Annotated in this window: 17 protein-coding genes; 6 read left to right on the top strand and 11 right to left on the bottom strand. The window is 60.3% G+C overall.

What is annotated here, in order from left to right:
- Positions 1 to 14 precede the first annotated feature (14 nt).
- Positions 15 to 656 carry a class I SAM-dependent methyltransferase gene (locus tag ABF757_RS00205; protein ID WP_415480419.1) on the bottom strand — a complete coding sequence of 214 codons (642 nt, stop codon included), beginning with the start codon at positions 654 to 656 and terminating at the stop codon, positions 15 to 17.
- A gap of 485 nt (positions 657 to 1141) precedes the next feature.
- Here ABF757_RS00205 and rfbH point away from each other — a divergent pair, with 485 nt between their 5' ends.
- The gene (gene rfbH / locus ABF757_RS00200) at positions 1142 to 2491 is read left to right on the top strand and encodes a lipopolysaccharide biosynthesis protein RfbH (RefSeq protein WP_415480418.1); all 1350 of its coding nucleotides are present in this window, start codon (positions 1142 to 1144) and stop codon (positions 2489 to 2491) included.
- Between the two features lie 92 nt (positions 2492 to 2583).
- On the opposite strand, the gene ABF757_RS00195 is transcribed toward rfbH, so the two are convergent.
- The gene (locus tag ABF757_RS00195) at positions 2584 to 3678 is read right to left on the bottom strand and encodes an N-acetylneuraminate synthase family protein (RefSeq protein ID WP_415480417.1); all 1095 of its coding nucleotides are present in this window, start codon (positions 3676 to 3678) and stop codon (positions 2584 to 2586) included.
- Positions 3679 to 4086: 408 nt separating this feature from the next.
- Between ABF757_RS00195 and ABF757_RS00190 the strand changes: the two genes are divergently transcribed.
- Both ABF757_RS00190 and ABF757_RS00185 read left to right on the top strand, forming a co-directional pair.
- A complete protein-coding gene (locus ABF757_RS00190; protein ID WP_415480416.1) occupies positions 4087 to 5895 on the top strand; it encodes a thiamine pyrophosphate-binding protein in 1809 nt (602 codons plus the stop codon).
- Positions 5896 to 6005: 110 nt separating this feature from the next.
- Complete coding sequence (locus tag ABF757_RS00185) at positions 6006 to 6908, top strand: NAD-dependent epimerase/dehydratase family protein (protein ID WP_415480415.1); 903 nt, start codon at positions 6006 to 6008, stop codon at positions 6906 to 6908.
- Positions 6909 to 6917: 9 nt separating this feature from the next.
- Here the strand turns inward: ABF757_RS00185 and ABF757_RS00180 are convergent, their stop codons facing one another.
- Together ABF757_RS00180 and ABF757_RS00175 are read right to left on the bottom strand one after the other, a co-directional pair.
- Positions 6918 to 8369 (bottom strand): pyridoxal phosphate-dependent decarboxylase family protein, encoded by a 1452-nt coding sequence (locus ABF757_RS00180; protein WP_415480414.1) that lies wholly within the window; start codon positions 8367 to 8369, stop codon positions 6918 to 6920.
- Between the two features lie 33 nt (positions 8370 to 8402).
- Complete coding sequence (locus tag ABF757_RS00175; RefSeq protein ID WP_415480517.1) at positions 8403 to 9386, bottom strand: bile acid:sodium symporter family protein; 984 nt, start codon at positions 9384 to 9386, stop codon at positions 8403 to 8405.
- A gap of 66 nt (positions 9387 to 9452) precedes the next feature.
- Here ABF757_RS00175 and ABF757_RS00170 point away from each other — a divergent pair, with 66 nt between their 5' ends.
- Positions 9453 to 10373 (top strand): hypothetical protein, encoded by a 921-nt coding sequence (locus tag ABF757_RS00170; RefSeq protein ID WP_415480413.1) that lies wholly within the window; start codon positions 9453 to 9455, stop codon positions 10371 to 10373.
- Positions 10374 to 10462: 89 nt separating this feature from the next.
- Here the strand turns inward: ABF757_RS00170 and mfd are convergent, their stop codons facing one another.
- Both mfd and ABF757_RS00160 read right to left on the bottom strand, forming a co-directional pair.
- On the bottom strand, positions 10463 to 13930 hold the full coding sequence (gene mfd, locus ABF757_RS00165; RefSeq protein WP_415480412.1) for a transcription-repair coupling factor: 3468 nt from the start codon (positions 13928 to 13930) through the stop codon (positions 10463 to 10465).
- Between the two features lie 69 nt (positions 13931 to 13999).
- Positions 14000 to 14308, bottom strand: coding sequence for an FAD assembly factor SdhE (locus tag ABF757_RS00160; protein ID WP_025859603.1), 309 nt, complete (start codon positions 14306 to 14308; stop codon positions 14000 to 14002).
- A 69-nt stretch (positions 14309 to 14377) separates the two neighbouring features.
- Here ABF757_RS00160 and ABF757_RS00155 point away from each other — a divergent pair, with 69 nt between their 5' ends.
- Positions 14378 to 16579, top strand: coding sequence for an ATP-dependent DNA helicase RecG (locus ABF757_RS00155; protein WP_415480411.1), 2202 nt, complete (start codon positions 14378 to 14380; stop codon positions 16577 to 16579).
- 44 nt (positions 16580 to 16623) lie between these two features.
- Here the strand turns inward: ABF757_RS00155 and ABF757_RS00150 are convergent, their stop codons facing one another.
- The 5 genes from ABF757_RS00150 to ABF757_RS00130 form a co-directional block, all read right to left on the bottom strand.
- On the bottom strand, positions 16624 to 17229 hold the full coding sequence (locus ABF757_RS00150; RefSeq protein WP_415480410.1) for a thiamine phosphate synthase: 606 nt from the start codon (positions 17227 to 17229) through the stop codon (positions 16624 to 16626).
- Positions 17226 to 18002 (bottom strand): thiazole synthase, encoded by a 777-nt coding sequence (locus ABF757_RS00145; protein WP_415480516.1) that lies wholly within the window; start codon positions 18000 to 18002, stop codon positions 17226 to 17228. The genes ABF757_RS00150 and ABF757_RS00145 overlap by 4 nt, the downstream gene beginning before the upstream one ends.
- 60 nt (positions 18003 to 18062) lie before the next feature.
- Positions 18063 to 18260, bottom strand: a complete 198-nt coding sequence (gene thiS, locus ABF757_RS00140) for a sulfur carrier protein ThiS (protein WP_415480409.1) — start codon at positions 18258 to 18260, stop codon at positions 18063 to 18065.
- Positions 18261 to 18332: 72 nt separating this feature from the next.
- Positions 18333 to 19310 carry a glycine oxidase ThiO gene (gene thiO / locus ABF757_RS00135; RefSeq protein WP_415480408.1) on the bottom strand — a complete coding sequence of 326 codons (978 nt, stop codon included), beginning with the start codon at positions 19308 to 19310 and terminating at the stop codon, positions 18333 to 18335.
- Positions 19311 to 19438: 128 nt separating this feature from the next.
- Entirely contained in the window at positions 19439 to 19915 is a 477-nt protein-coding gene (locus ABF757_RS00130; RefSeq protein ID WP_415480407.1) for a DUF3429 domain-containing protein, read from the bottom strand.
- Between the two features lie 188 nt (positions 19916 to 20103).
- On the opposite strand from ABF757_RS00130, the gene eno reads away from it, so the two are divergent.
- Positions 20104 to 21384, top strand: coding sequence for a phosphopyruvate hydratase (gene eno / locus ABF757_RS00125; protein ID WP_415480406.1), 1281 nt, complete (start codon positions 20104 to 20106; stop codon positions 21382 to 21384).
- The last annotated feature ends 59 nt before the right edge of the window (positions 21385 to 21443 follow it).

The following is a 21443-nucleotide window of genomic DNA, read 5'->3' as shown; positions in this document are numbered from 1 at the left end:
ATGACCTGCGGCCTTCATTTCAGCTTACACGCAATCTGAAACATATGGAAAGGCGCGCCGCCGGTTATGGCCCGGAAAGGCCTCAGTTCCAAAATATCAAGGCCAACTTTATCAAAAAGGCAGCGAAGGGATTTTTCGGAATAAAAATTGATATGCTCGTGCCAGTGTCTTTTGCCCTGCGGTAGAGCAACCTCTTCCTGCCTCATAATGGCTTCAAATGGCACTTCCACATATAAAACGGACTGCTCACGCATGGTTTGCGCAATATCATTGAGCAGATCGGATGGATACGGCACATGTTCGAGCACATTACTGCACACGATCAGATCATACTGCTTCAGATTCAGGTCTTGTCTTGAAACAATACCAGCCCCTGACACAGGTTGGTTGCCACTGATATCGTAAATATCAAACGCGGCACACCTGTTCCTGAAAGGTGTATTTTTTCCCGTATCTCCACCCCAATCGAGAATATTTATTGGAAAAGTAAGGTATTTTTCGAGAAAATTCTCTATATCGGGGATATAGTCTATCACCGTGTTCAGAACATCATTCCGGGCCGCATAGCCGGGTTCATAATGCTCCCTGAGTTCGGTATAGGCCTTGCCGCGATAATCCGTATAAAGCCTTTGCAGCTCGTCATCGGAAAACCGCATATCCAGAAACAAAAATCCGCAATCACGACAATACAGGGAATTACAGAGCGAGTAGGCATGCCCGCTCCTGATAGCGGAAAGCCCCCAGCTTTCATCGATCGTGGCAGGCTGCCAGTCAAAAACACGATGCGCAATAAACGGCATGAGAACAGCCGGAGAGCGTTCAATATCATGCCCCCCACAGCAGACACAGGCCCGCGCGACCCTCTCCTTTGTGGGGGAAAACTTTTCACGGCTCATCTGCTGTCCAGTCTCGTGCATAACCAATGCCTTTGGGGTCATATGCGCAAACATATATCACTCCTTAAGACAGAGTGAAAAATGTTCTTCCATGACACTTTCCCGCCCTCGGGGAACAAAGGCACCAGCGCCCTCCTTCTTGACAAAATTCCAAACAAAATATTAAAATATAAAAGAAATTACCTAAAATATACTTTTGAAATTCCTCTCCACACCCTCAACCCTGCGCTTTTTCTGGAACAGACATGACAAGCACTGCAAATACTTCTTCTGAAAAGGCACGCACGGCTGAAGACCTTAAAGAACAGATATTTTCTCTCGTTGCCGAATATACCGCAATTGCCCACGCCCCAGCCCCTTTCGTGCCAGGCAAAACCCCTGTTCCGGTTTCCGGCAAGGTCTATGACGCAACGGATGTCACTTCGCTTGTGGAAAGCGCGCTTGATTTCTGGCTGACCACAGGACGCTTTAACAGCGCTTTCGAGCAGCGGCTGCGCCAGTTCATGGGTGTGCGGCATGCACTGACATGTAACTCTGGCTCATCCGCCAACCTGCTGGCTGTCAGCACGTTGGCAAACCCCCTGCTGGGCAAACGCGCCCTGCAACCGGGCGATGAGGTCATTACCTGTGCCGCCGGTTTTCCGACAACCGTAAACCCCATTCTGCAGAACAACCTGCTGCCGGTTTTCGTGGATGTGGACATCCCCACCTATAATATCCGCGCAGACCTGATCGAGGCTGCCATTACGCCGCGCACGCGCGCTATTGCCGTGGCCCATACGCTGGGTAATCCGTTTGACCTCGATACGGTTATGGAACTTGCCAGAAAGCACGATCTTTTTGTGGTGGAAGATACCTGCGACGCTCTGGGCGCCACCTACAGGGACAAGATTGTTGGCTCGTTTGGCGATATCGGCACGCTCAGCTTCTACCCGGCCCACCATATGACCATGGGCGAAGGCGGCGCGGTTTTCACCAACGATTCAAAGCTCAAGCGCGTTCTTGAATCCATGCGCGACTGGGGCCGCGACTGCTGGTGCGATCCGGGTCGGGACAATAGCTGCAAGCGGCGCTTCGAGCAGCAGCTTGGCACCCTGCCCTTTGGCTACGACCACAAATATACCTATTCGAGCATTGGCTATAACCTCAAGATCACCGATATGCAGGCTGCCGTCGGGCTCGCGCAGTTCGATCATCTTGAAAACTTCATCGCGGCCCGTCGGCGCAATTTCGAACAGCTCCTGTCGCTGCTCAAGCCGCTTGAGGAATTCCTTATCCTTCCGCAAGCCACGCCGCATTCAAACCCGTCATGGTTCGGGTTTCCGCTGACAGTCCGCCCCGGAGCCCCCTTCACGCGTGACGCGCTGGTCAAGCACCTGAACGAATGCCTGATCGCGACCCGCTTCCTGTTTGGTGGCAACCTGCTGCGCCAGCCTTATATGCGTGAACGGCCCCACCGCGTTGTCGGCACACTGGACAACGCGGATCAGGTTATGAACGCCACCTTCTGGGTGGGGGTCTTCCCCGGCCTTTCAGACGCACACATTGCCTATATGGCCGAAGAGTTCCACAATTTCTGCAAAAAGCCGCACTAAAGCAGAATACGGCCCGTTTTAAGCAAACGGGCTGACCTGACGGATAAAGTCAGGCCAGCCCGAGCAACAGGCACAAAGTCTGGCTCTGGCCTTTACAGGCCGCGATTGAGCAAAAACGCTTTTTCCTGACCGCCAACCTTTTCCACATGTTCGACCGTCAGAGCCTGATCGGGGTCGAGAGTCTGGGTCAGCACCTCGCCTTCGATCATTTCACGGCTGGATAGCTGCCCCTTGCGCAGAGGAACCGCCAGATAGAAATCCTGCGCAAAGGTATCAGCAGAGAACACATACCCCGCCTCCAGCTTCCGGCGTGCGTAAATGCCGCGCACCAGCGCATCAAGGTAATGGACTTCGCGTTCGGAAATATTCCTGCGCGTTGCCTCTGTTCCCCCGCACATTTCCCGCGCCTTGTGGAAGGCCTGAAACCACTCATCGCACTGCTCAGGCAGCGAGCAGTAGGACGAAACCGGCACGCCCTGATAGTCGATATCGACATGGCGTTCCCACATCCGCGCGCCCTTGGCGTAGGAAATCAGCATGGACGAATGCCAGTCATGGTATTCGTGCGTGGAGAAACCAATGACCAGCTCAGGATAGCGGCTACGCAGATAATCGATCTGGTTAAGTTCCAGTTCGCTATCTTCCGAAGGATAGAGCGAAACACAGTGATTGATGGCCAGCGGCACCTGCCGCTTTTCGAAAAACGCGACCAGATCATCAATCGCGCTTTCCGAACCACCACCGGTGGAGACAATCACCGGGCGGCCGGTGGACGCGACTTTTTCCAGAAGCGACCAGTCATTCATGTCTGAACTGGCGATTTTTATCAGCGGAAAATCAAACGCAACACACAGGTCCACCGAGGCCTCGTCAAAAGGGGTGGCCATAGGAATGCAGCCAGCCGCCTTGATAGCCTCAACCATGACGGAAAAACCCTCACGGTCCAGACGGGTATCTTCTGTCTTTTTTACATACCGAAGGTCTGTATTGCCTTTGAAATTCGGATGAATGAATTCATCCACATCCCGGAACTGGAGCTTTATTGCTGCCTTGACATTGTTTTTACGGGCAATGGCTGCATGGTCATGAATAATTTTCAGTCCGCGCTCAATGCTGCCCCAATGATTATTGGCCATTTCAAGCACAAAGAGGTCTTCAAAATACTGGCGAGATTTCTGCCCTGCCATATGTGGCGCTCCAAACGGGAAAGAGAGATTTGGCCGCGACCGCAAATGCAATCCAGAAATTGCCATGCCATGTCACTAAAACCATGCAAAAAACGACTACAGACTTGAGCCCGGAGAATGCACGTAAATTGCTAAAAACGCAACCGACACACCGGCCTTCTGTGGCGGATATACGCCACTAAATCTCCACGCCCGACATGAACCTCCGCCGGTTTCACCTCCCCCGATACGGCCTGTGCCGCACCCTTCACAGTGTTCTGGCGAAATGTTAACAATCGCGCTGCCAATGGCGGGTACAGACAGGCTGTCATGGTCAGATGTGAGGGCACATAACAGCGGGCAAGACGCCCGATTGCTCGCACTGACAGGCATGACACGGCCCAGAGTGACATTTTGAAGAATTCTTACATGGATAGAACAATGGCCAAGGTAAAACTCTCCGACTGGGTTGCCCAGAAAGTATCCGAAGCCGGCGTACGCCATGTTTTCATGGTTACGGGGGGTGGTGCCATGCACCTCAACCACTCGCTGGGTATGCACCCGGACCTGACCTGCGTGTTCAACCACCATGAACAGGCCTGCACCATGGCCGCGGAATCCTACTTCCGTTATGCCAACGACATTGCGCTGGTTAACGTCACAACCGGGCCGGGTGGCACCAACGCCATTACTGGCGTTTATGGTGCCTATGTCGATTCAGTCGGCATGGTGGTGCTGAGCGGTCAGGTCAAGCGCGAGACAACCGTGCGGCATACCGGCCTGCCGCTGCGGCAGTTTGGCGATCAGGAAATCGATATCGAATACATGATCCGCTCGGTGACCAAATACAGCGCCATGGTTACCGACCCGCAGACAATCCGCTACCATCTGGAAAAAGCCTTCCATCTGGCCCGCTCTGGCCGCCCCGGCCCCACATGGCTCGATATTCCGCTCGATGTGCAGGGGGCTTACATAGACCCCGACACGCTGCACGGTTATGACCCCTCCGAACAGGAGACGCCATGGGAGGAAACAGATATTGCCCAGGCAGTCAGCACCATTGCGGCACAGATCGGGCAGGCCCGGCGGCCTGTTATTCTGGCAGGCACCGGCGTTCGCCTTTCGGGCCAGTATGATGCGTTCCTGAGTTTTGCTGAAAAAGCGGGTATTCCGGTTGTCGGCGGCTGGAACGCGCAGGATATTCTCACCAACGACCACCCGCTCTATTGCGGTCGCCCCTCCACTATCGGGGATCGTGGCGGCAACTTCACCGTCCAGAACGCAGATCTGCTGGTTGTTCTGGGGTGCAGGCTAAATATCCGCCAGATCAGCTATAACTGGGGCTCTTTCGCACCCAACGCCAAGAAAATCTGGGTCGATATCGATGAGATGGAACTGCGCAAGCCCTCCATCAAACCCGACACCCCCATTCTGGCCGACCTGCGCGCTCTGCTGCCTGCCCTCGCGGCATGGCCATGGCCTACCCCCAGCACCGAACATACGGACTGGCTGGAATGGTGCAGGCAGCGTGTGGCGAAATACCCTGTTGTGCTGCCTGAATATTATGAAAACGATAAGGTTAACCCCTATTGTTTTGTAAAAGAGCTGTTTGAATCACTCCCTGAGAACCAGATTGTCATTGCCGCCAATGCCACGGCAGCGGTTGTCGGTTTTCAGGCTGCCATTTTCCGGCAGGGACAGCGCATGTGGTCCAATTCGGGCTGTGCCAGCATGGGATATGACCTGCCTGCCGCCATTGGCGCTTATGAGGCCTCCGGGCGGGAAGTCATCTGTCTGGCGGGCGATGGTTCGATCATGATGAACCTGCAGGAACTCCAGACCATTGCCAGCAACAGAATGCCTATCAAGATATTCCTGCTGAACAATGCTGGTTATGTCTCTATTTTTCAAACCCAGCACAATTTTTTCAATGGAGAGGAAATCGGCGCTGGCCCCAGTTCGGGCGTTGTTCTGCCTGACTTTGAAGCCCTGACAAAAGGCTTCCGCCTGCCTTACCGGCGTATCGAAAGCCATAAGGGCATGAACGCTTCCATCAAGGATTTTCTGGCCATACCCGGCCCTGCGGTGTGCGAGATCATTCTGGATGAGAACCAGCCTTTTGCTCCCAAACTGGCCAGCCGCCAGCTTGAAGACGGCACTATTGTCTCCTCCAGCTTTGAAGACCTCGCCCCCTTCCTGTCGCGTGAGGAACTGGCGTCGAACATGCTCGAACCGTAATGCAGGCTCCCTCCGCACCACACGGCCCTAACCTATACGGCGCAAAGCCGCGGCCCTTCGCTTTTTCGGCCGATATCAAGGCCGCCCTTACAGCAAGGCCGGAGTTGCATGTGCTCGTAACAGGGGGACGCGGGTGGATCGGCCGGGCCTGTCTGGAACTGCTGGATGAAACACTGGCAGAGCAAACAGCCGGGCGTGTGAGTGTCTATGGCTCGGCGGCGGGGGAACTGACCCTTTCATCAGGCCGCACGCTGCCGGTTCTCCCTCTTGATGCCATAGCCCTAGCCCCCGTGGCTCCCACGCTGGTGGCGCATTTTGCTTATCTGACCAAGGAAAAAGCCTCGGCCCTTTCGCCAGAGTCATTCGTGGCAACCAACCGTGCCATATCTCTGCAAGTCGAGCAGACCCTTGAGCGGTTGCGCCCCGAAGGGTTTTTAATGCCCTCGTCTGGCGCCGCCGTGCAGCCCTCCACCGGCGCAAGCTCAGACAGCTACGGCACCATGAAACGGGATGACGAGGCCCATTTTACCGCCCTGTGCGCGGCACTGGACGTACCTTTTACCTGCCCGCGCCTGTTCAATCTGGCGGGGCCTTTCATCAACAAGGTTACAAGCTACGTTCTGGCCTGTGTCATTCTGGACATGCAGGCCGGCCGCCCGATACGGCTTAACGCCCGTAAAAAGGTCTATCGCTCCTATATTCATGTGCGCGACCTGCTGGATATCTGCTTTGGGGATATGCTGCTCTTCCCCCACCTTCAGCCGCCGGTTTTTGAAACTGCGGGCGAACAGGTTGTCGAAGTCGGCGCTCTGGCCAGCCTTGTCGCGCAGATACTGGGAGAGGCTGCCCACCCCATAGAACGGCCCGCACTGGACCCTAGCCAGCCCGATGACCGATATGTGGGCGATGCGACTCTCTGGCGTGCTCGCCTTGCACGCCGTGCTCTTGAGCCAGTTCCCCTTGAACAGCAGATACTGGACACCGCGACTTTTCTTCTTGCCCACGGGGCCTGACAGGCGCGTTCAGTCCGTTTCCACAGCGCCTTCCGGCACCCGCCCTGCCGCCAGTGCCAGCAGGGCATCGAGCATGATATTCGCATCCTGCTCGGTCGTCCGGTGGTTGACGATGGCTGCGCGAATAACCAGCACGCCACCCAGCCGCGTGGTGGAAGGCGCTGCAATTCCACTTTCTTGCAGGTCCTTGACCAGCTCTGCATTCAGGTAATCGAGATCGTCCACCCCCGGCACATCCACACGAAAGCAGACGATATTCAGCGCCACCGGGGCCATCAGGCGTAGAGTGGGCGTGTGCCTGACTCGTTCCGCCAGATGCTGCGCCACATTGCAGCAGCGTGCCACAACCTGCCCTAGCCCCTGCGTGCCAAAGCCTTCAAGCGCGAACCAGACCTTGAGCGCACGAAACCCGCGTGAAAGATCCGGCCCCAGATCACAGAACCACGGGGCCGAGGCTGCCAGCCCCCTGTCCTCGCGCGAGAGGTAATCAAGGGTCTGCGCAAAGGCCGCTGCCTGCAGGCTGGGGTCTCGTACCAGCACACACCCGGCGTCGTAGGGCACCTGCGCCCATTTGTGGAAATCAAACGCCAGACTATCCGCCCGCTCCATCCCCCGCAGGGCAGGCGCATGTACAGGCGAAAGGCAGGCCAGAGCGCCAAACGCGCCATCCACATGAAACCATAGGTCTTCCGCCTGAGCCAGATCGGCCAGCGCGTCCAGCGGGTCTGAACTGCCTGTATCCACCGTACCTGCCGTGCCCACGACTACAAAGGGTTGCAGCCCTTTGGCCCGGTCCGCCGCCAACATGGTGCGCAGGGCGGCTATATCCATCCGGTAATGCTCATCCACCGGTACCCGGCGCAGGGCCTGTGCGCCCAGTCCAGCCATATCGAAAGCACGGGCAACACAGCCATGGGCGGTCTGGGCCGCGTACCCCACAAGCCCCTGCCCTGCCACGCCGTTCTGGCGGATATCTCGCCCCGCCATGGCACGGCTGGCCGTCAGAATAGCGATAAAATTGGCCATGGACGAGCCTGTAACCAGCAGCCCGCTGGCATCAGCCGGGAAACCGAACAGTTCCGCCGCCCAGCGTATGACCATCCGCTCGACATCGACAGGAACATGGTTGCGCCCACCTAAATTGGCATTCAACCCAGCGGCCAGCATCTCTGCCAGCATACCCTGCGCCGTGCCGCCCCCATGCACCCAGCCCATGAAACGGGGGTGCCGGTTGCCAACCGCGTAGGGACGCACGGACTGCGCAAACTCCGCATAAAGCGCTTCCAGCGCTCGCCCTTCACGCGGGAGCGGTGCTTGCGCAAAATGCTGCCGCACATCATCGGGCGGGGGCTGCCACACCGGCCCCTGCGCCACGGAGCTGATGTTATCGAACATCTCATCGAGCATGCGGTGGCCGAGAGCGCGCATTTCATCCCACCGAGCGGGGTCCAGACCTGCCATATTGTTTTTCCTGACCGTATTCAGCCTGCGCGTTCAGGCATCCTGACCAATGGCCCCGGCCTCTTCACGATTTTTCGATTGCGAGAGCCTACGCGCCAGCACGGCACATATAAAAAGCTGGATCTGATGATACAGCATCAGCGGCAGCACGATCAGCCCGACCGATGCTGCGGGAAACAGCACGTTGGCCATAGGCACGCCAGAAGCCAGCGTCTTTTTTGAACCGCAGAAAATAACCGTTATCTCATCCTGCCGCGATAGCCCCAACACCCGGCTCAGCACGGTTGTCAGCAGCAGAACCAATGCGAGCAGCACCGTATCGGCCAGCGCCACCAGCCCCAGATCCGCCAGCGGCAACCGGTGCCAGAGCCCCTGCATGACCGCATCGCTGAAAGCCGCATACACCACCACCAGAATCGAGCCACGGTCTGAAAAGGAAAGCAGTGTCTTGTGCCGGTGCGCCCACTTACCCAGCCAGGGCTGAAGCACCTGCCCGGCAATGAAGGGCAGAAGAAGCTGAAAAACGATATCGAGCGGGTTACCCGAAAGCTGGCCATGCTGGCTCAGCACCAGCCCGACCAGAACAGGCGTGATGAAAATACCAAACACGTTGGAAGCCGTGGCCGCGCAGACAGCCGCAGGCACATTCCCCCCTGCGATAGACGTAAACGCAATGGAAGACTGCACCGTGGAAGGCAGACAGCACAGGAACAGGATACCCAGCCAGAGCTCGGGCAGTAGCAGTCCCGGCACCAGCGCATGCGCCGCCAACCCCAGCAGGGGAAAGATAACAAAGGTGCAGCACATGATCAGCAGATGCAGCCGCCAGGCCACCATGCCATCCACCACTGCTTTACGCGAAAGCCTCGCCCCTTGCAGAAAGAACATGAGCGCGATCAGCCCCACCGACAGCCAGTGAAAGACCGGCACCGCCGCTCCGTGACAAGGCAGCACAGACGCCAGAAAAATGGCGCAGAGCAAGCCGACCAGAAAAGGATCTTTTTTCAAGAAACGCACCACTTCTGCTCCCATTCATTCCCAAGGGTTGCTTGCTGTTTCCACTTACGGCACCCTTGCCATGAAATGAAGCACGCCCCCCTCTTTTCCCGTCTTTTTCTCGGTGTCGTGAGCGTATGCGCCGCCACAACGGGACAAATCGCCCACGCGGCCCCTCCGCATGAATGCGTAACCCTCACGCATGGGGCCACGCACGGCACCCCACAGGGCGTGATCTATGACTCGGTGCAGCTGCACACGCCAGACGGGCAGAGCACCCTGAGCGCGCGGCACCTGACCCTGAACGGCAAACCGACTGACCCCGCCGCCACGGATGATCTGGCGGCTGCGGCCTCGCTGCTCGTGCTGGCCGCCATGACCAACACCCACACACCCGGCTGCTCGGCATGGCTGGCGCAACAGGGGCAGACAGCCGAAGCCACGCTACAGGCAGGCAAGGCGCTCGATCTGACATGGCAGGGCGCCAGCGTTACGCACCGCACCGCCAAAGTCATGCTCAGCGGCCTGCATTTTCAGATACAGGGCGGCACGCCACTGGCCAGCGCCACGCTGGCCCTGTCGGGCATCAGCTACCATAACGTAGCTAATCAGGGGCTTCTGCCCTCGGATGCTCAGGCCCGCTTTACCCTGCCTAGCCGCGAACTGGCCGGGCTTATGGATGCCATAGGGGGCCGCAGTACGGCATCGCCCGCCGTACACACCACGCTTTCGGCCTTTACCGCCACACAGGGTGATATCCGCCTCGAGGGCCATGGCAGCGCCACCCTGACAGGTAACGTCAACACGACCTCGGCTCAGGGGCATCTGGAAATCAGCAATCTGCCAGAACTCATTCAGCATGCGCGCGATGAGCAGCAGTTAAAACTGGCCGCGGGCCTCGCACTCGCCCGGCTTGTCAGCCACCGCGAGGGGGAGCGCAACACATGGGACACAATATGGGAAAGCGGCGTGCTGACCGTCAACGGCTTTCCGCTACCACTTAAATAACCAGCCCGAGCGGCCCTGTAGCCCCGCTCATGCTCAGAGCGGGATCACTTTAAAACCTACGGCTCCCGCACAGGCAGGAGCCGATTTGTTCAGGCAAGGGCCTTTTCGCGTATTTTCGCAAGAGCACCCAGCACCTTACGGGCCAGCCCCACGCGCTGGACGTTGGTGAGTTCACGCACCACAGCCAGCTTGTGGTCGGGGCGCAGGCGCATCACGCCATCTTTCCAGCCTGCCATCCACTGCACCAGCCCCGCCGGATCGCGGAAGCTGTTATTGCGGAACTGAAGCACCATACCTTTTGGCCCTGCATCTACTTTTTCCACACCGGACTGCCTACATAGTCTTTTAAGATCAACAACATCCAGTAGGTTTTTGACTTCCTCCGGCAACGCACCAAAACGGTCGATCAGTTCGGCCTCCATCGCTTCCGTCTCGGCATCGGAAGAAAGACCACTGATACGGCGGTACAATCCAAGCCGCACGGGCAGGTCCGGCACATAGCTGTCGGGAATCAGCACCGGCAGGCCCATGACAATACCGGGCGTCCATTCGCGGTCCTCGGGCTTGCGGCGGCCCTGCTCGGCACGCAGGTCGGCCACGGCATCTTCCAGCATCTGCTGGTATAGCTCTATCCCCACCTCACGCACATGGCCGGACTGCTGATCACCCAGCAGATTACCCGCACCACGCAGGTCCAGATCGTGCGAGGCGAGTGTAAAGCCTGCGCCCAGCGTATCGAGTGTCTGCATGACCTCAAGCCGCTTTTGCGCCGATTCCGCCAGCGCATGGGTCTGCGGCCATGTCAGATAGGCGTAGCCGCGCTGCTTGCCGCGCCCCACACGCCCGCGCAACTGGTAGAGCTGCCCCAGCCCGAACATGTCTGCCCGGTGAATGATCAGCGTGTTGACCGCAGGCATGTCCAGCCCGCTTTCCACAATATTGGTGGAGAGCAGAATGTCGTATTTGCCATCCGAAAACTCGGTCATGACCCGTTCAAGCTCGGTGGGCGTCAGGCGGCCATGGGCCTGCACCAGACGGGCATCGGGCACAATAGTGGCCAACCGTTCAGCCATACGGTCAAGGTCTTCCACACGCGGTGCAACACAGAAAATCTGCCCGCCCCTGAAGCGCTCACGCTGGATGGCCTCGCGGATCACCACACTGTCAAACGGCATGATAAACGTGCGCACCGCCAGCCTGTCGGTGGGCGGGGTGGCGATCAGGCTCATTTCGCGCACGCCGGAAAGGGAAAGCTGGAGCGTGCGCGGCAGCGGTGTGGCAGAGAGGGTCAGCACATGCACGCCTTCGCGCAGGGCCTTGAGCTTTTCCTTGTGCGCCACGCCAAAATGCTGCTCTTCGTCGATAATGAGCAGTTCCAGCGAGGCGAACTGAACTGTTTTGGCCAGCAGCGCATGGGTGCCGATCACGACATTGATGCTGCCATCGGCCAGACCTTTACGCACCTCCGTTGCATCCTTGCCCGTAACCATGCGTGAAAGCTGGGCCACCTTGATGGGAAAGCCTTCAAACCGGGTAGCAAAAGTGCGGTAATGCTGGCGCGCCAGCAGCGTTGTGGGCACGACAACCGCCACCTGCCCGCCCGACATGGCCGCGACAAATGCCGCGCGCAGGGCAACCTCGGTCTTGCCGAACCCGACATCACCACAGACCAGCCGGTCCATAGGCCTGCCCGACCCCATATCGTCCAGCACATCGGCAATGGCGCGGGACTGGTCATCGGTTTCAACAAACGGGAAACGCGCGCAGAATTCGTCCCACATACCTTCGGGCGGGGCAAATTCCGGGGCCACCAGCAGGGCACGCGCAGCGGCAGTGCGAATAAGCTCGCCCGCCATATCGCGGATGCGCCGCTTCATCTGCGCCTTGCGGTTCTGCCACGCGACACCGCCCAGCTTGTCCAGCGCCACCCCGGCCTGATCAGAGCCAAAGCGGCTGAGCAGTTCGATGTTTTCTACCGGCAGGTACAGCTTTTCCCCGCCATCATACAGCAAGCGCAGGCAGTCATGCGGGGCCACGCCAACGCTGACCGTTTCAAGCCCGTCATACCGGCCTATGCCGTAATCCTGATGCACCACCAGATCACCGGCGGAAAGCTCGCTGGCTTCGGCAATCAGTTCATCCGCCCGGCGGCGGCGGCGCGGTGGCCGCCCTATGCGCTCACCCAGCAGGTCCTGCTCGGACACAAACGCCAGATCATCGCCCACAAAGCCACGTTCCAGCTCAAATGCCACAAGCCCCACCGGGCCGGGCTTGGCCTTGCGGGCCTGCTCCCAGCTCTCGAAGGTTTCCGTGGCCAGTCCGTGTTCACGCAGCAGAACGGCAATGCGCTCGCGTGAGCCGCGTGTCCATGCGGCCACAAAAGTGCGCCGCCCCACCTGCGCCCACTCACGCGCGGCCTCTCCCAGCAGGGTAAAGACCTGTTCGCGCTGTGCGCCGGGCACGATCTTGGCGTACATCTTGCCAAAACGTCCGCCCACATCCACCCCCACAGCCCCTTCAGGCTGGGCATAGGGGCTAAACGCCACTACGGGCAGACGCGCAATGGCGGCATCCCACCCCTTGCGGTCGAGATAGAGCAAGTGCGGCAAGAGCGGACGGTATGGGGTTTCGCCCTCGCGGGCCGGTTGCCTGCGGGCCTGATAGTGATCCTCTATCATGTCCAGCCTGGCGCTCAGGCCTTCATCCACCTGCTGTTCGAGCGAGACCGCAACACCCGGCAAGTAGTCGAACAAGGTTTCCAGATGATCGTGAAAAAGGGGCAGCCAGTGCTCAAGCCCCGGATAGCGCCTGCCATCCGAAACATGTTCGTAAATCGGGTCCGCCGCAGCGCCGGGGCCAAAGGCATCACGCCAGCCGGTTCTGAACCGCGAGATTTTTTCCGCATCGAGCGAAAATTCCGATACCGGGCACAGCACCAGCCCTTCACGCCGGTCGGTCGAGCGCTGGGTGCCGGGATCGAAGGCACGGATGTTCTCCACCTCGTCACCAAACAGGTCGAGCCGGAGCGGTTCGGCAGCCCCTGCCGGATACAGGTCAAAAATACCGCCGCGAGTAGAGAACTCGCCCGCTTCCATCACCGTATCCGTACGGGTGTAGCCATTGGCGATCAGCAGATCGATCAGGAATGTCTGATCGAGGCTCTCGCCCTCACGAATACTGAGGGACTGACCCTCAAATGTCTTGCGCGGTGCTACGCGCTGCACAGCGGCATTGACGGTTGTCAGCACCAGACGCGGCCCACGGGCGGGCTCCAGCAGGCGGGAGAGAGTCGCGACACGCTCGGCCACAATCGCAGGGTTGGGAGAAACCCGGTCATAGGGCAGGCAGTCCCATGCGGGGAAACGCAGCACCTCGATATCCGTGGCGACAAAGCCCAGCATGTCGGCCAGCCGCGCCATGCTGGCATCGCTCCGGGCAATATGCAGCACCGGCCCCGCATGCTCACGCGCGCGGCGGGCCAGCAGCAATGCATCATATCCTTCGGGCACCCCCCAGATAGTGGCGATCGTGTGCGGGCTGCCTGTCTGTACCGTCATGCGCTATCCGTATCTGTCTCTCTGCTCTGCTCGCTTCGGGTATAGTCCCGTGGCCGCTCCATGGAAACCTTAATGCCCGCACCGGGCGCGGCAGGCATCCACCATACGGCGCAGCATGGGGGTGGCTTTTTCCTCGGGCAATGGCAGGCGGCCAAACAACCAGTCTGTCAGATCGGGGTCGGGCATTTCCAAAATGGCTTCCATATCCGTCAGCTCGGCAGCATTCAGCGTATCCGCCACGTCCTGCACGAAACCACCGATCAGGATATCGGTTTCAAAGGTGCCGCGATGATTGGCGCGGAACTTCAGCCGCCTACGTCGGGCGTCCAGCTCGGCTGTGCTTCCGGCTTCGACTGTATCTGTCAAATTGTCACTCATGGCTCTACTGTCCTATACCCTTGCTGTTTTTGTCTGTCAGCCTGTCAAACAGAGGCGCATGTACCGCCGGTGTCCAGTCCTTCGCCCATCACATCCTCTCTGGCGAGCGTTCTTGCCCCCCTGCTCGCGCCCCTTGAGACCCTGCCGGGCGTCAATACCGCGCGCGCGCGCCTGCTGGCGCGCATAGCCGGTGGCAACAGGGTGGCGGATCTGCTGTTCCGCCTGCCTGAAAGTGTAACCGATCGCAGGCTGCGCCCACTGCTGGCGCATGTCCAGTCTGATACGATCGTAACCGTTACCGGCACTGTAAGCGATATCCGCCCCCCGGCTCCGCGCAGCCGACAGCCCTGGCGCGTGACCCTGACAGATGAGGGCGGGCTGATTGAACTGTCCTTTTTCTCTCCCTGGCAGGCAAAGCAGATCAAATCCGGCGAACAGGTTGCCGTATCGGGCCGGGCTGAGCGCTTTCACGACAGGATGGTCATCACCTCGCCGGACTACCTGCTGCCTGCCTCGGCACTGGGCCGCATTCCGTTTCTGGACCCGGTCTGGCCGTTAACGGCGGGGCTGTTCGCGGGCCATGTGCGGCAGGCCATGGCCGCTGCCCTTGCTCGCCTACCCACGCCCCCTCTGCCGGAATGGCACGCCCCCACAACGCTCACCCACCATGACTGGCCCGATTTCGCTACGGCCCTGACATGGATGCACCGCCCCGACAGCATAGCCGGCAGCGAAACGGGTGAAGGTTGGCGCAAGGCGCAGGCCCGCGCGCAGGCCCGCCTTGCCTGTGACGAACTGCTGGCCGACCAACTCGCCATCCGCCTTGCCCACGCCGCCGCCCGCGCCCGGCCCGGACGTTCCATGCCCGGCGCCACCCCGAGCGCCATCCACCAGAGCGGCCCCCTGCAACAGCAGGCTCTTGCAACATTCGGCCATGAACTGACCCCCGGCCAGACCCACGTGCTGCGCGAGATCGAAACCGACATGACAGCCCCCACCCGCATGAACCGGCTTGTGCAGGGCGATGTCGGCTCGGGCAAAACGCTGGTGGCGCTGCTGGCCATGCTCCGCGCGGTCGAATCCGGTGCGCAGGCCGCTATCATGGCCCCTACGGAAATTCTGGCCCGCCAGCATGCCGCCACCTTTGCCCGGCTTTCTCCCGTGCCGGTGGCGTTCCTGTGCAGTTCAGTCAAAGGCAAGGCACGCAAGAAAGCATTGGCGGACATGGCGGACGGCACGGCGCGGCTGGCGGTGGGCACCCATGCGCTGGTGCAGGAAAACGTGCATTTTGCCGACCTCGGCCTTGCCGTGATCGACGAGCAGCACCGTTTTGGCGTGGAGCAGCGTCTGGCGCTGGCGGACAAGGGCCATAATGCGGACATGCTAACCATGACCGCCACCCCCATTCCGCGCACGCTGCTGCTCACCCGCTTTGGTGATATGCGAATCAGCCGTCTGGAGGGAAAACCCGCCGGGCGCAAACCAATCCGCACATCGCTGCACAGCCTTGGCGCCATGGATGACTTACTGGCAGGCATAGGACGCGCCCTGCGCGATGGAGCGCAGGTGTTCTGGGTCTGCCCCCTTGTTTCGGAAAGCGAGGCACTGGACATTGCCGCGGCCGAGGCCCGCCACGCCACACTGGTTTCGTATTTTGGTAAAAACCCGCGCGGTGGGGGCAAGGCTCCGGTTATCGGGCTGGCACACGGCCAGCAGGACAGCGCCGTGCGTGAAGAGGCACTGGCCGAATTTGCCGCAGGCCATACGCAGCTTCTGGTTGCCACCACGGTTATTGAAGTGGGGGTGGATGTGCCGGGAGCCAGCATTATGGTGATAGAACATGCCGAACGCTTCGGGTTGGCACAGTTGCACCAGCTACGAGGCCGCGTAGGGCGCGGGAGTGCGGCCTCCTACTGCCTGATGCTGCATGACGACGACCCCGGCCACACTGCCCGCCGCCGACTGGGCTGCCTGCGCGAGACGGAAGACGGTTTTCTGATAGCGGATGAGGATTTTCGCCTGCGGGGCGGGGGCGAGGCTACGGGCCGCCGCCAGTCCGGCCTGCCGGAATACCGCATTGCGTCCGATACGCTGGTGGACAGCCTGCTGGAAACCGCCCGGCGCGAGGCGCTGACCATTCTGCCAGAAGACAGCATAGCCCCACCCGTGGGCCAGCAGCCCATACCTCTGGCACAGCATCTGAGCGAGGCCGCGCGCGCCGTGCTGCACCTGTTCGGCAAGGCAGACGCGGCACGTATTTTCAGGGGCTAGCCGTCAGGGGTTCTGGCCTGCCAGCCTCAATGATATGCGGCGCGTTAGCAGCCTGCCGCCGCCAGCCAAGCCCTGACCTGCCCTTCGGGATCGGCATGACCGGTAAAGGCCGACACGGCAGAAACACAATCCGCCCCGGCATCTAGGCAAGGCCTGACGCGCTCCAGCGTAATGCCGCCAATGGCCACGACTGGCGTCTCACCCACCTGTTTTTTCCAGACTGTCAGCCTGTCCGTACCCTGCGGGCCGAAAGCCATTTTCTTCAGCTTTGTTTCCCAGATTGGCCCTAGCGCCACGTAATCCGGGGCAAAAGACAGGGCGCGGTCGAGTTCCTCCGGGCAATGGGTGCTGACGCCAAGCTTCAGCCCCCCCCGCTGGATAGCCGCGAAATCCGCCGTATCCAGATCTTCCTGCCCCAGATGGATGTAGGAAATGCCCTCATCCAGCGCGATCTGCCAGTAATCATTGAGCACAAGGCATACGCCCAGATCCTCGGCAATGGCGCGAGCGGAGCGGATTTCAGCCAGCAGTTCGGCCTCGGGCCGGTCCTTGACGCGAAGCTGGATAAAGCGCGCGCCTGCCTGCCCCAGCCGCTTGACCCACTGCGCGGAATCGACAACGGGGTAGATTGGTTGCGGTAGAGTTTTCATCCCAGAAATGCCTTTCCCGCGACGGGGGTGGAAGGAGCCGCCATGTCCCGCTCCTCCATAGGGTCTGCCGCGCGGCCAAGCTGGCCAGATTCCACCGCCAGCCTGAACGCGCGTGCCATCTGCGCGGGGTCGCCCGCACGCGCCACGGCGGTGTTGATCAGCACTGCATCATATCCGAGTTCCAGCGCCTGTGCTGCATGGGAGGGAACCCCCAGCCCCGCATCGACCACCAGCGGCACGCCGGGAAAATGCGCCCGCAGCGCACGCAGGCCGAACACATTGTTCAGCCCCCGCCCTGAACCGATAGGAGCCCCCCAAGGCATGAGCACCTCACACCCGCAGGCCAGCAACCGCTCCGCCACTACCAGATCCTCGGTCGTATAAGGAAACACCTTGAAGCCTTCTTCGGACAGGATACGCGCGGCTTCCACCAGCCCGAACACATCCGGCTGGAGCGTGTCCTGCTCGCCAATGACTTCAAGCTTGACCCAATCCGTACCAAAGACCTCACGCGCCATATGGGCGGTTGTTACCGCCTCCTTGACCGTATGGCAGCCCGCCGTATTGGGCAGGACCGGCACGCCCAGTTCCTGAATGAGCGACCAGAACGCCTGCCCCGTCTTTTCGCGTGCAGCCTCGCGCCGGAGCGAAACCGTAACAACGCCCGGCCGCGCCGCCAGCACGGCATCGCGCAGGATGTCGGGCGAAGGATACTGGGCTGTTCCCAGCATCAGGGGGAAAGACAGCGCCTGCCCGTAAAACAGAACATCCATGCGGTTATCCTCGCGGTTGTCTTGTATCCGATCCGTCATGTCAGCCTTTCGCACGCCACCTTATCCGCCCTGCATGGGGGCAACCACTTCAACCCGCATCCCGTCCGCGAGCGGTGTTGCCGCACGCTGCAACGCTGGCACGAAATGCCCGTTCAGCGCCGTGGCAATGCGCGCGCCACGGTAGCCAAGCTCTTCAAGCAGTTCCGCCAGCGTCGTGGCAGCAACATCATGCGTCTCGTCGTTCACCATGATCAGCATCGGATCATTTTCCTTAAAAACATCGATCCACCGCAGCCCGCGCGGGGCAACCTGCGGCCCCGCTCAGGGCTTTCAGGCCGCTGCGTGGCCGAAAATCCTGTCCGCTGCTTCTTCCGCCCGTGCGGGGGACAGCAGAAAGCCATGGCGGTACATACCATTGATAAACAAATATTTTCCATCCTGCGTCACGCGGGGCATATTATCGGGGTACGAAGGTCGGAGCCCGATGCCTGTCTCGAGAATTTCCGCCTCGGCAAAACCGGGATGCAGGGTATAGGCCGCGTTCAGCAGTTCCAGCATGGAACGCACGGTCATGCCACCAGTGTCTTCACTTTCCACCATGGTCGCTCCGACCATGAAGAGATGGTCAGCCCTTGGCACGATATAGACCGGAATACGCGGGTGCAGCATCCGCACAGGCCGGTGCAGGGTTACATCACGGCAGCGTAGCAGCAGCATTTCGCCCCGCACGCCGCGCAGCGTGTCCAGCCTGTCGCGCGCGACCAGCCCGGTGCAGTCCACCACCCAGTCGAAAGCTGCCTCATCCGGCGCTGGCGCACCGGCCAGCAGGGCGTGCCCCCCCAAAGCCAGCAGACGGTCAAACAGGGCATGCAGGGCTACGCGTGGGTCCACATGACCTTCCTGCCCGAAAAACAGTCCTTTTTGGAATCGCCCGTCCAGATCAGGCTCCAGCGCTGCAATATCCGCGCCATTAACCTGCGTATATTCCGAAGTGCGGCGGGCAAAGCGGGCGATTTCTCCCACATCACGCGCGGGAGCGAGCACCAGACTGCCCTGCCGTGTCACCTGCGGCACGTGGCGTGCCCACCAGTCCACCGCCCCGATGGACTGGGCCGTGACTTCTTCCGGGGCCGATTCCGCCTCGCACCATGGAGCCAGCATACCGCCCGCGAACCATGAGGCCCCGGCCCCTACCCGGCCCGCCTGATCGTAGAGCGTAACCTCTCCACCCCGTTCCGCCAGCGCGACACAGGCCGTCATACCGGCGACCCCCGCCCCTTTTACCAGAATGCGCGGTTTACTGTTCATGCCTTGCATGCTCCATCAGTTTCCGCCGTCCGACTATTTTACCACCTGCGATACAGGCCCATGCCACGGCGTGTTCAAAGCCTGTCATAACACCTTGGCTCTCACATGCCACCCTGCCCGCGGGCAGGTCAGAGCCCCCGCATCAGCAGAACCGTGAGCAGGCAGCACTCCGTCACGGCGGTCACAATCCAGCGAACTCCCATATAGCCCGGCGGCAGCCAGCCACGCCGCCATGCCGTGCGCTCGCACAGGGCCACCAGCGCAAACGCCACCGCCAGCAGAACCACCCCACTCAGAGGAGAGGACACAACCGCCGTAAACGCGGCCACCCACCCCGCCAGCACGGGCAGCACACCCAGCAGCAGGCGCAGCCTGTCCACACGCTCGGCATCAACCGTCAGGATCACGCGCTCGGCCTCAAGCGCCCAGCCCCAGTGAACAGCCCCGAAAAACGACAGCGACAACGCGCCGTACAGCACCAGCCCCATCAGCAGCCGAGGCACCGGCACGGCAGAATCGTAAAACACAATCCCGCAGGTACACAGAATAAAAGGCAGCAGGCCCGCAAGCATCAGCACGACCGCCAGATAGGGAAGTTTCCTCATTGATGGGAACCACGTCCTCTTGCTATCAGGTTTTCACAATTCGCAGTGTTGACAGGAAAGCCCAAGACACGGCCTGTAGCAACCGCACGGAGGCGCGCTCCGGCCATGCCCTGAGCCTGTCGGCCCGCAAAAGCCGCAAGGCACAGGGCCGGGTTTGGACGCATACATCATTCAGGAACGGAAAGACCATGAGTGCCATTGTCGACATCGTCGCACGTGAAATACTGGACAGCCGCGGCAACCCCACCGTTGAAGTTGACGTGGAGCTGGCCTCCGGCGCGAAAGGCCGGGCAGCAGTTCCCTCCGGCGCATCAACCGGTGCGCATGAAGCCGTAGAGCTGCGCGATGGCGATGCCCGCCGCTACGGTGGCAAGGGTGTGCTCAAGGCGCTCGAAAACATCGAAACCGAAATCCTGCCGACCCTTCAGGGCGCAGAATCCTCGGACCAGATCGATATCGACAACGCCATGATCGACCTCGATGGCACGCCCAACAAGAGCCGTCTGGGTGCCAACGCCATTCTGGGCGTTTCCCTTGCCATTGCCAAGGCAACGGCCGCCGAGCTTGAAATTCCGCTCTACCGTTATGTTGGTGGCGCGTTCGCCCATATCCTGCCCGTGCCGATGATGAACATCGTCAACGGTGGCCAGCATGCCGATAACCCCATCGACATTCAGGAATTCATGATCCAGCCCGTGGGTGCGCCCACCGTGGCCGATGCCATCCGCTGGGGTTCGGAAATTTTCCTGCAGCTCAAGAAAGCCCTGAGCGCTGCCGGGCACAACACCAATGTGGGTGATGAAGGCGGCTTTGCCCCGGCCCTGAAATCGGCTGATGAAGCGCTTGGTTTCATTACCCGCGCCGTGGAAGCCGCAGGCTACCGCCCCGGTCAGGACGTAACCTTCGCACTCGACTGCGCCAGCACCGAATTTTACAAAAACGGCCAGTATGTGATCTCGGGCGAAGGCAAGAGCCTGGATTCCGCCGGCATGGCCGCTTATCTGGCTGATCTGGTCGGGCGTTACCCCATTGTTTCCATCGAAGACGGCATGGCCGAGGACGACTGGGAAGGCTGGGCGCTGCTGACCCAGACACTGGGCCAAAAGGTGCAACTCGTAGGGGATGATCTGTTCGTAACCAACCCCGAGCGCCTGCAGCGCGGCATCCGCGCTGGCGTGGCCAACTCGCTGCTGGTGAAGGTCAACCAGATTGGCACGCTGACAGAAACCCTGCGTGCGGTCGATATGGCGCATCGGGCCGGTTACACGGCGGTGATGAGCCACCGTTCGGGCGAGACGGAAGATTCCACCATTGCCGATCTGGCCGTGGCCACCAATTGCGGGCAGATCAAAACCGGCTCGCTCTCACGCTCCGACAGAACGGCCAAATACAACCAGCTCATCCGCATTGAGCAGGAACTGGCCACCGCTGCCGAGTATGCAGGCTATTCCATTCTGAAAAACGCCTGAAAAACGGCCCTGGGGGGCCCCCCCCCTGGGGGGGCGCCCCCCCCGGGCCCCCCCCGCGA

Origin of the sequence: Acetobacter papayae, assembly GCF_047721125.1 — a bacterium.
In the GTDB taxonomy this organism is placed as follows: domain Bacteria; phylum Pseudomonadota; class Alphaproteobacteria; order Acetobacterales; family Acetobacteraceae; genus Acetobacter; species Acetobacter papayae.
The sequence above is the reverse complement of the archived record's forward strand: the minus strand, read 5'-3'. Positions and strand labels throughout refer to the sequence as shown.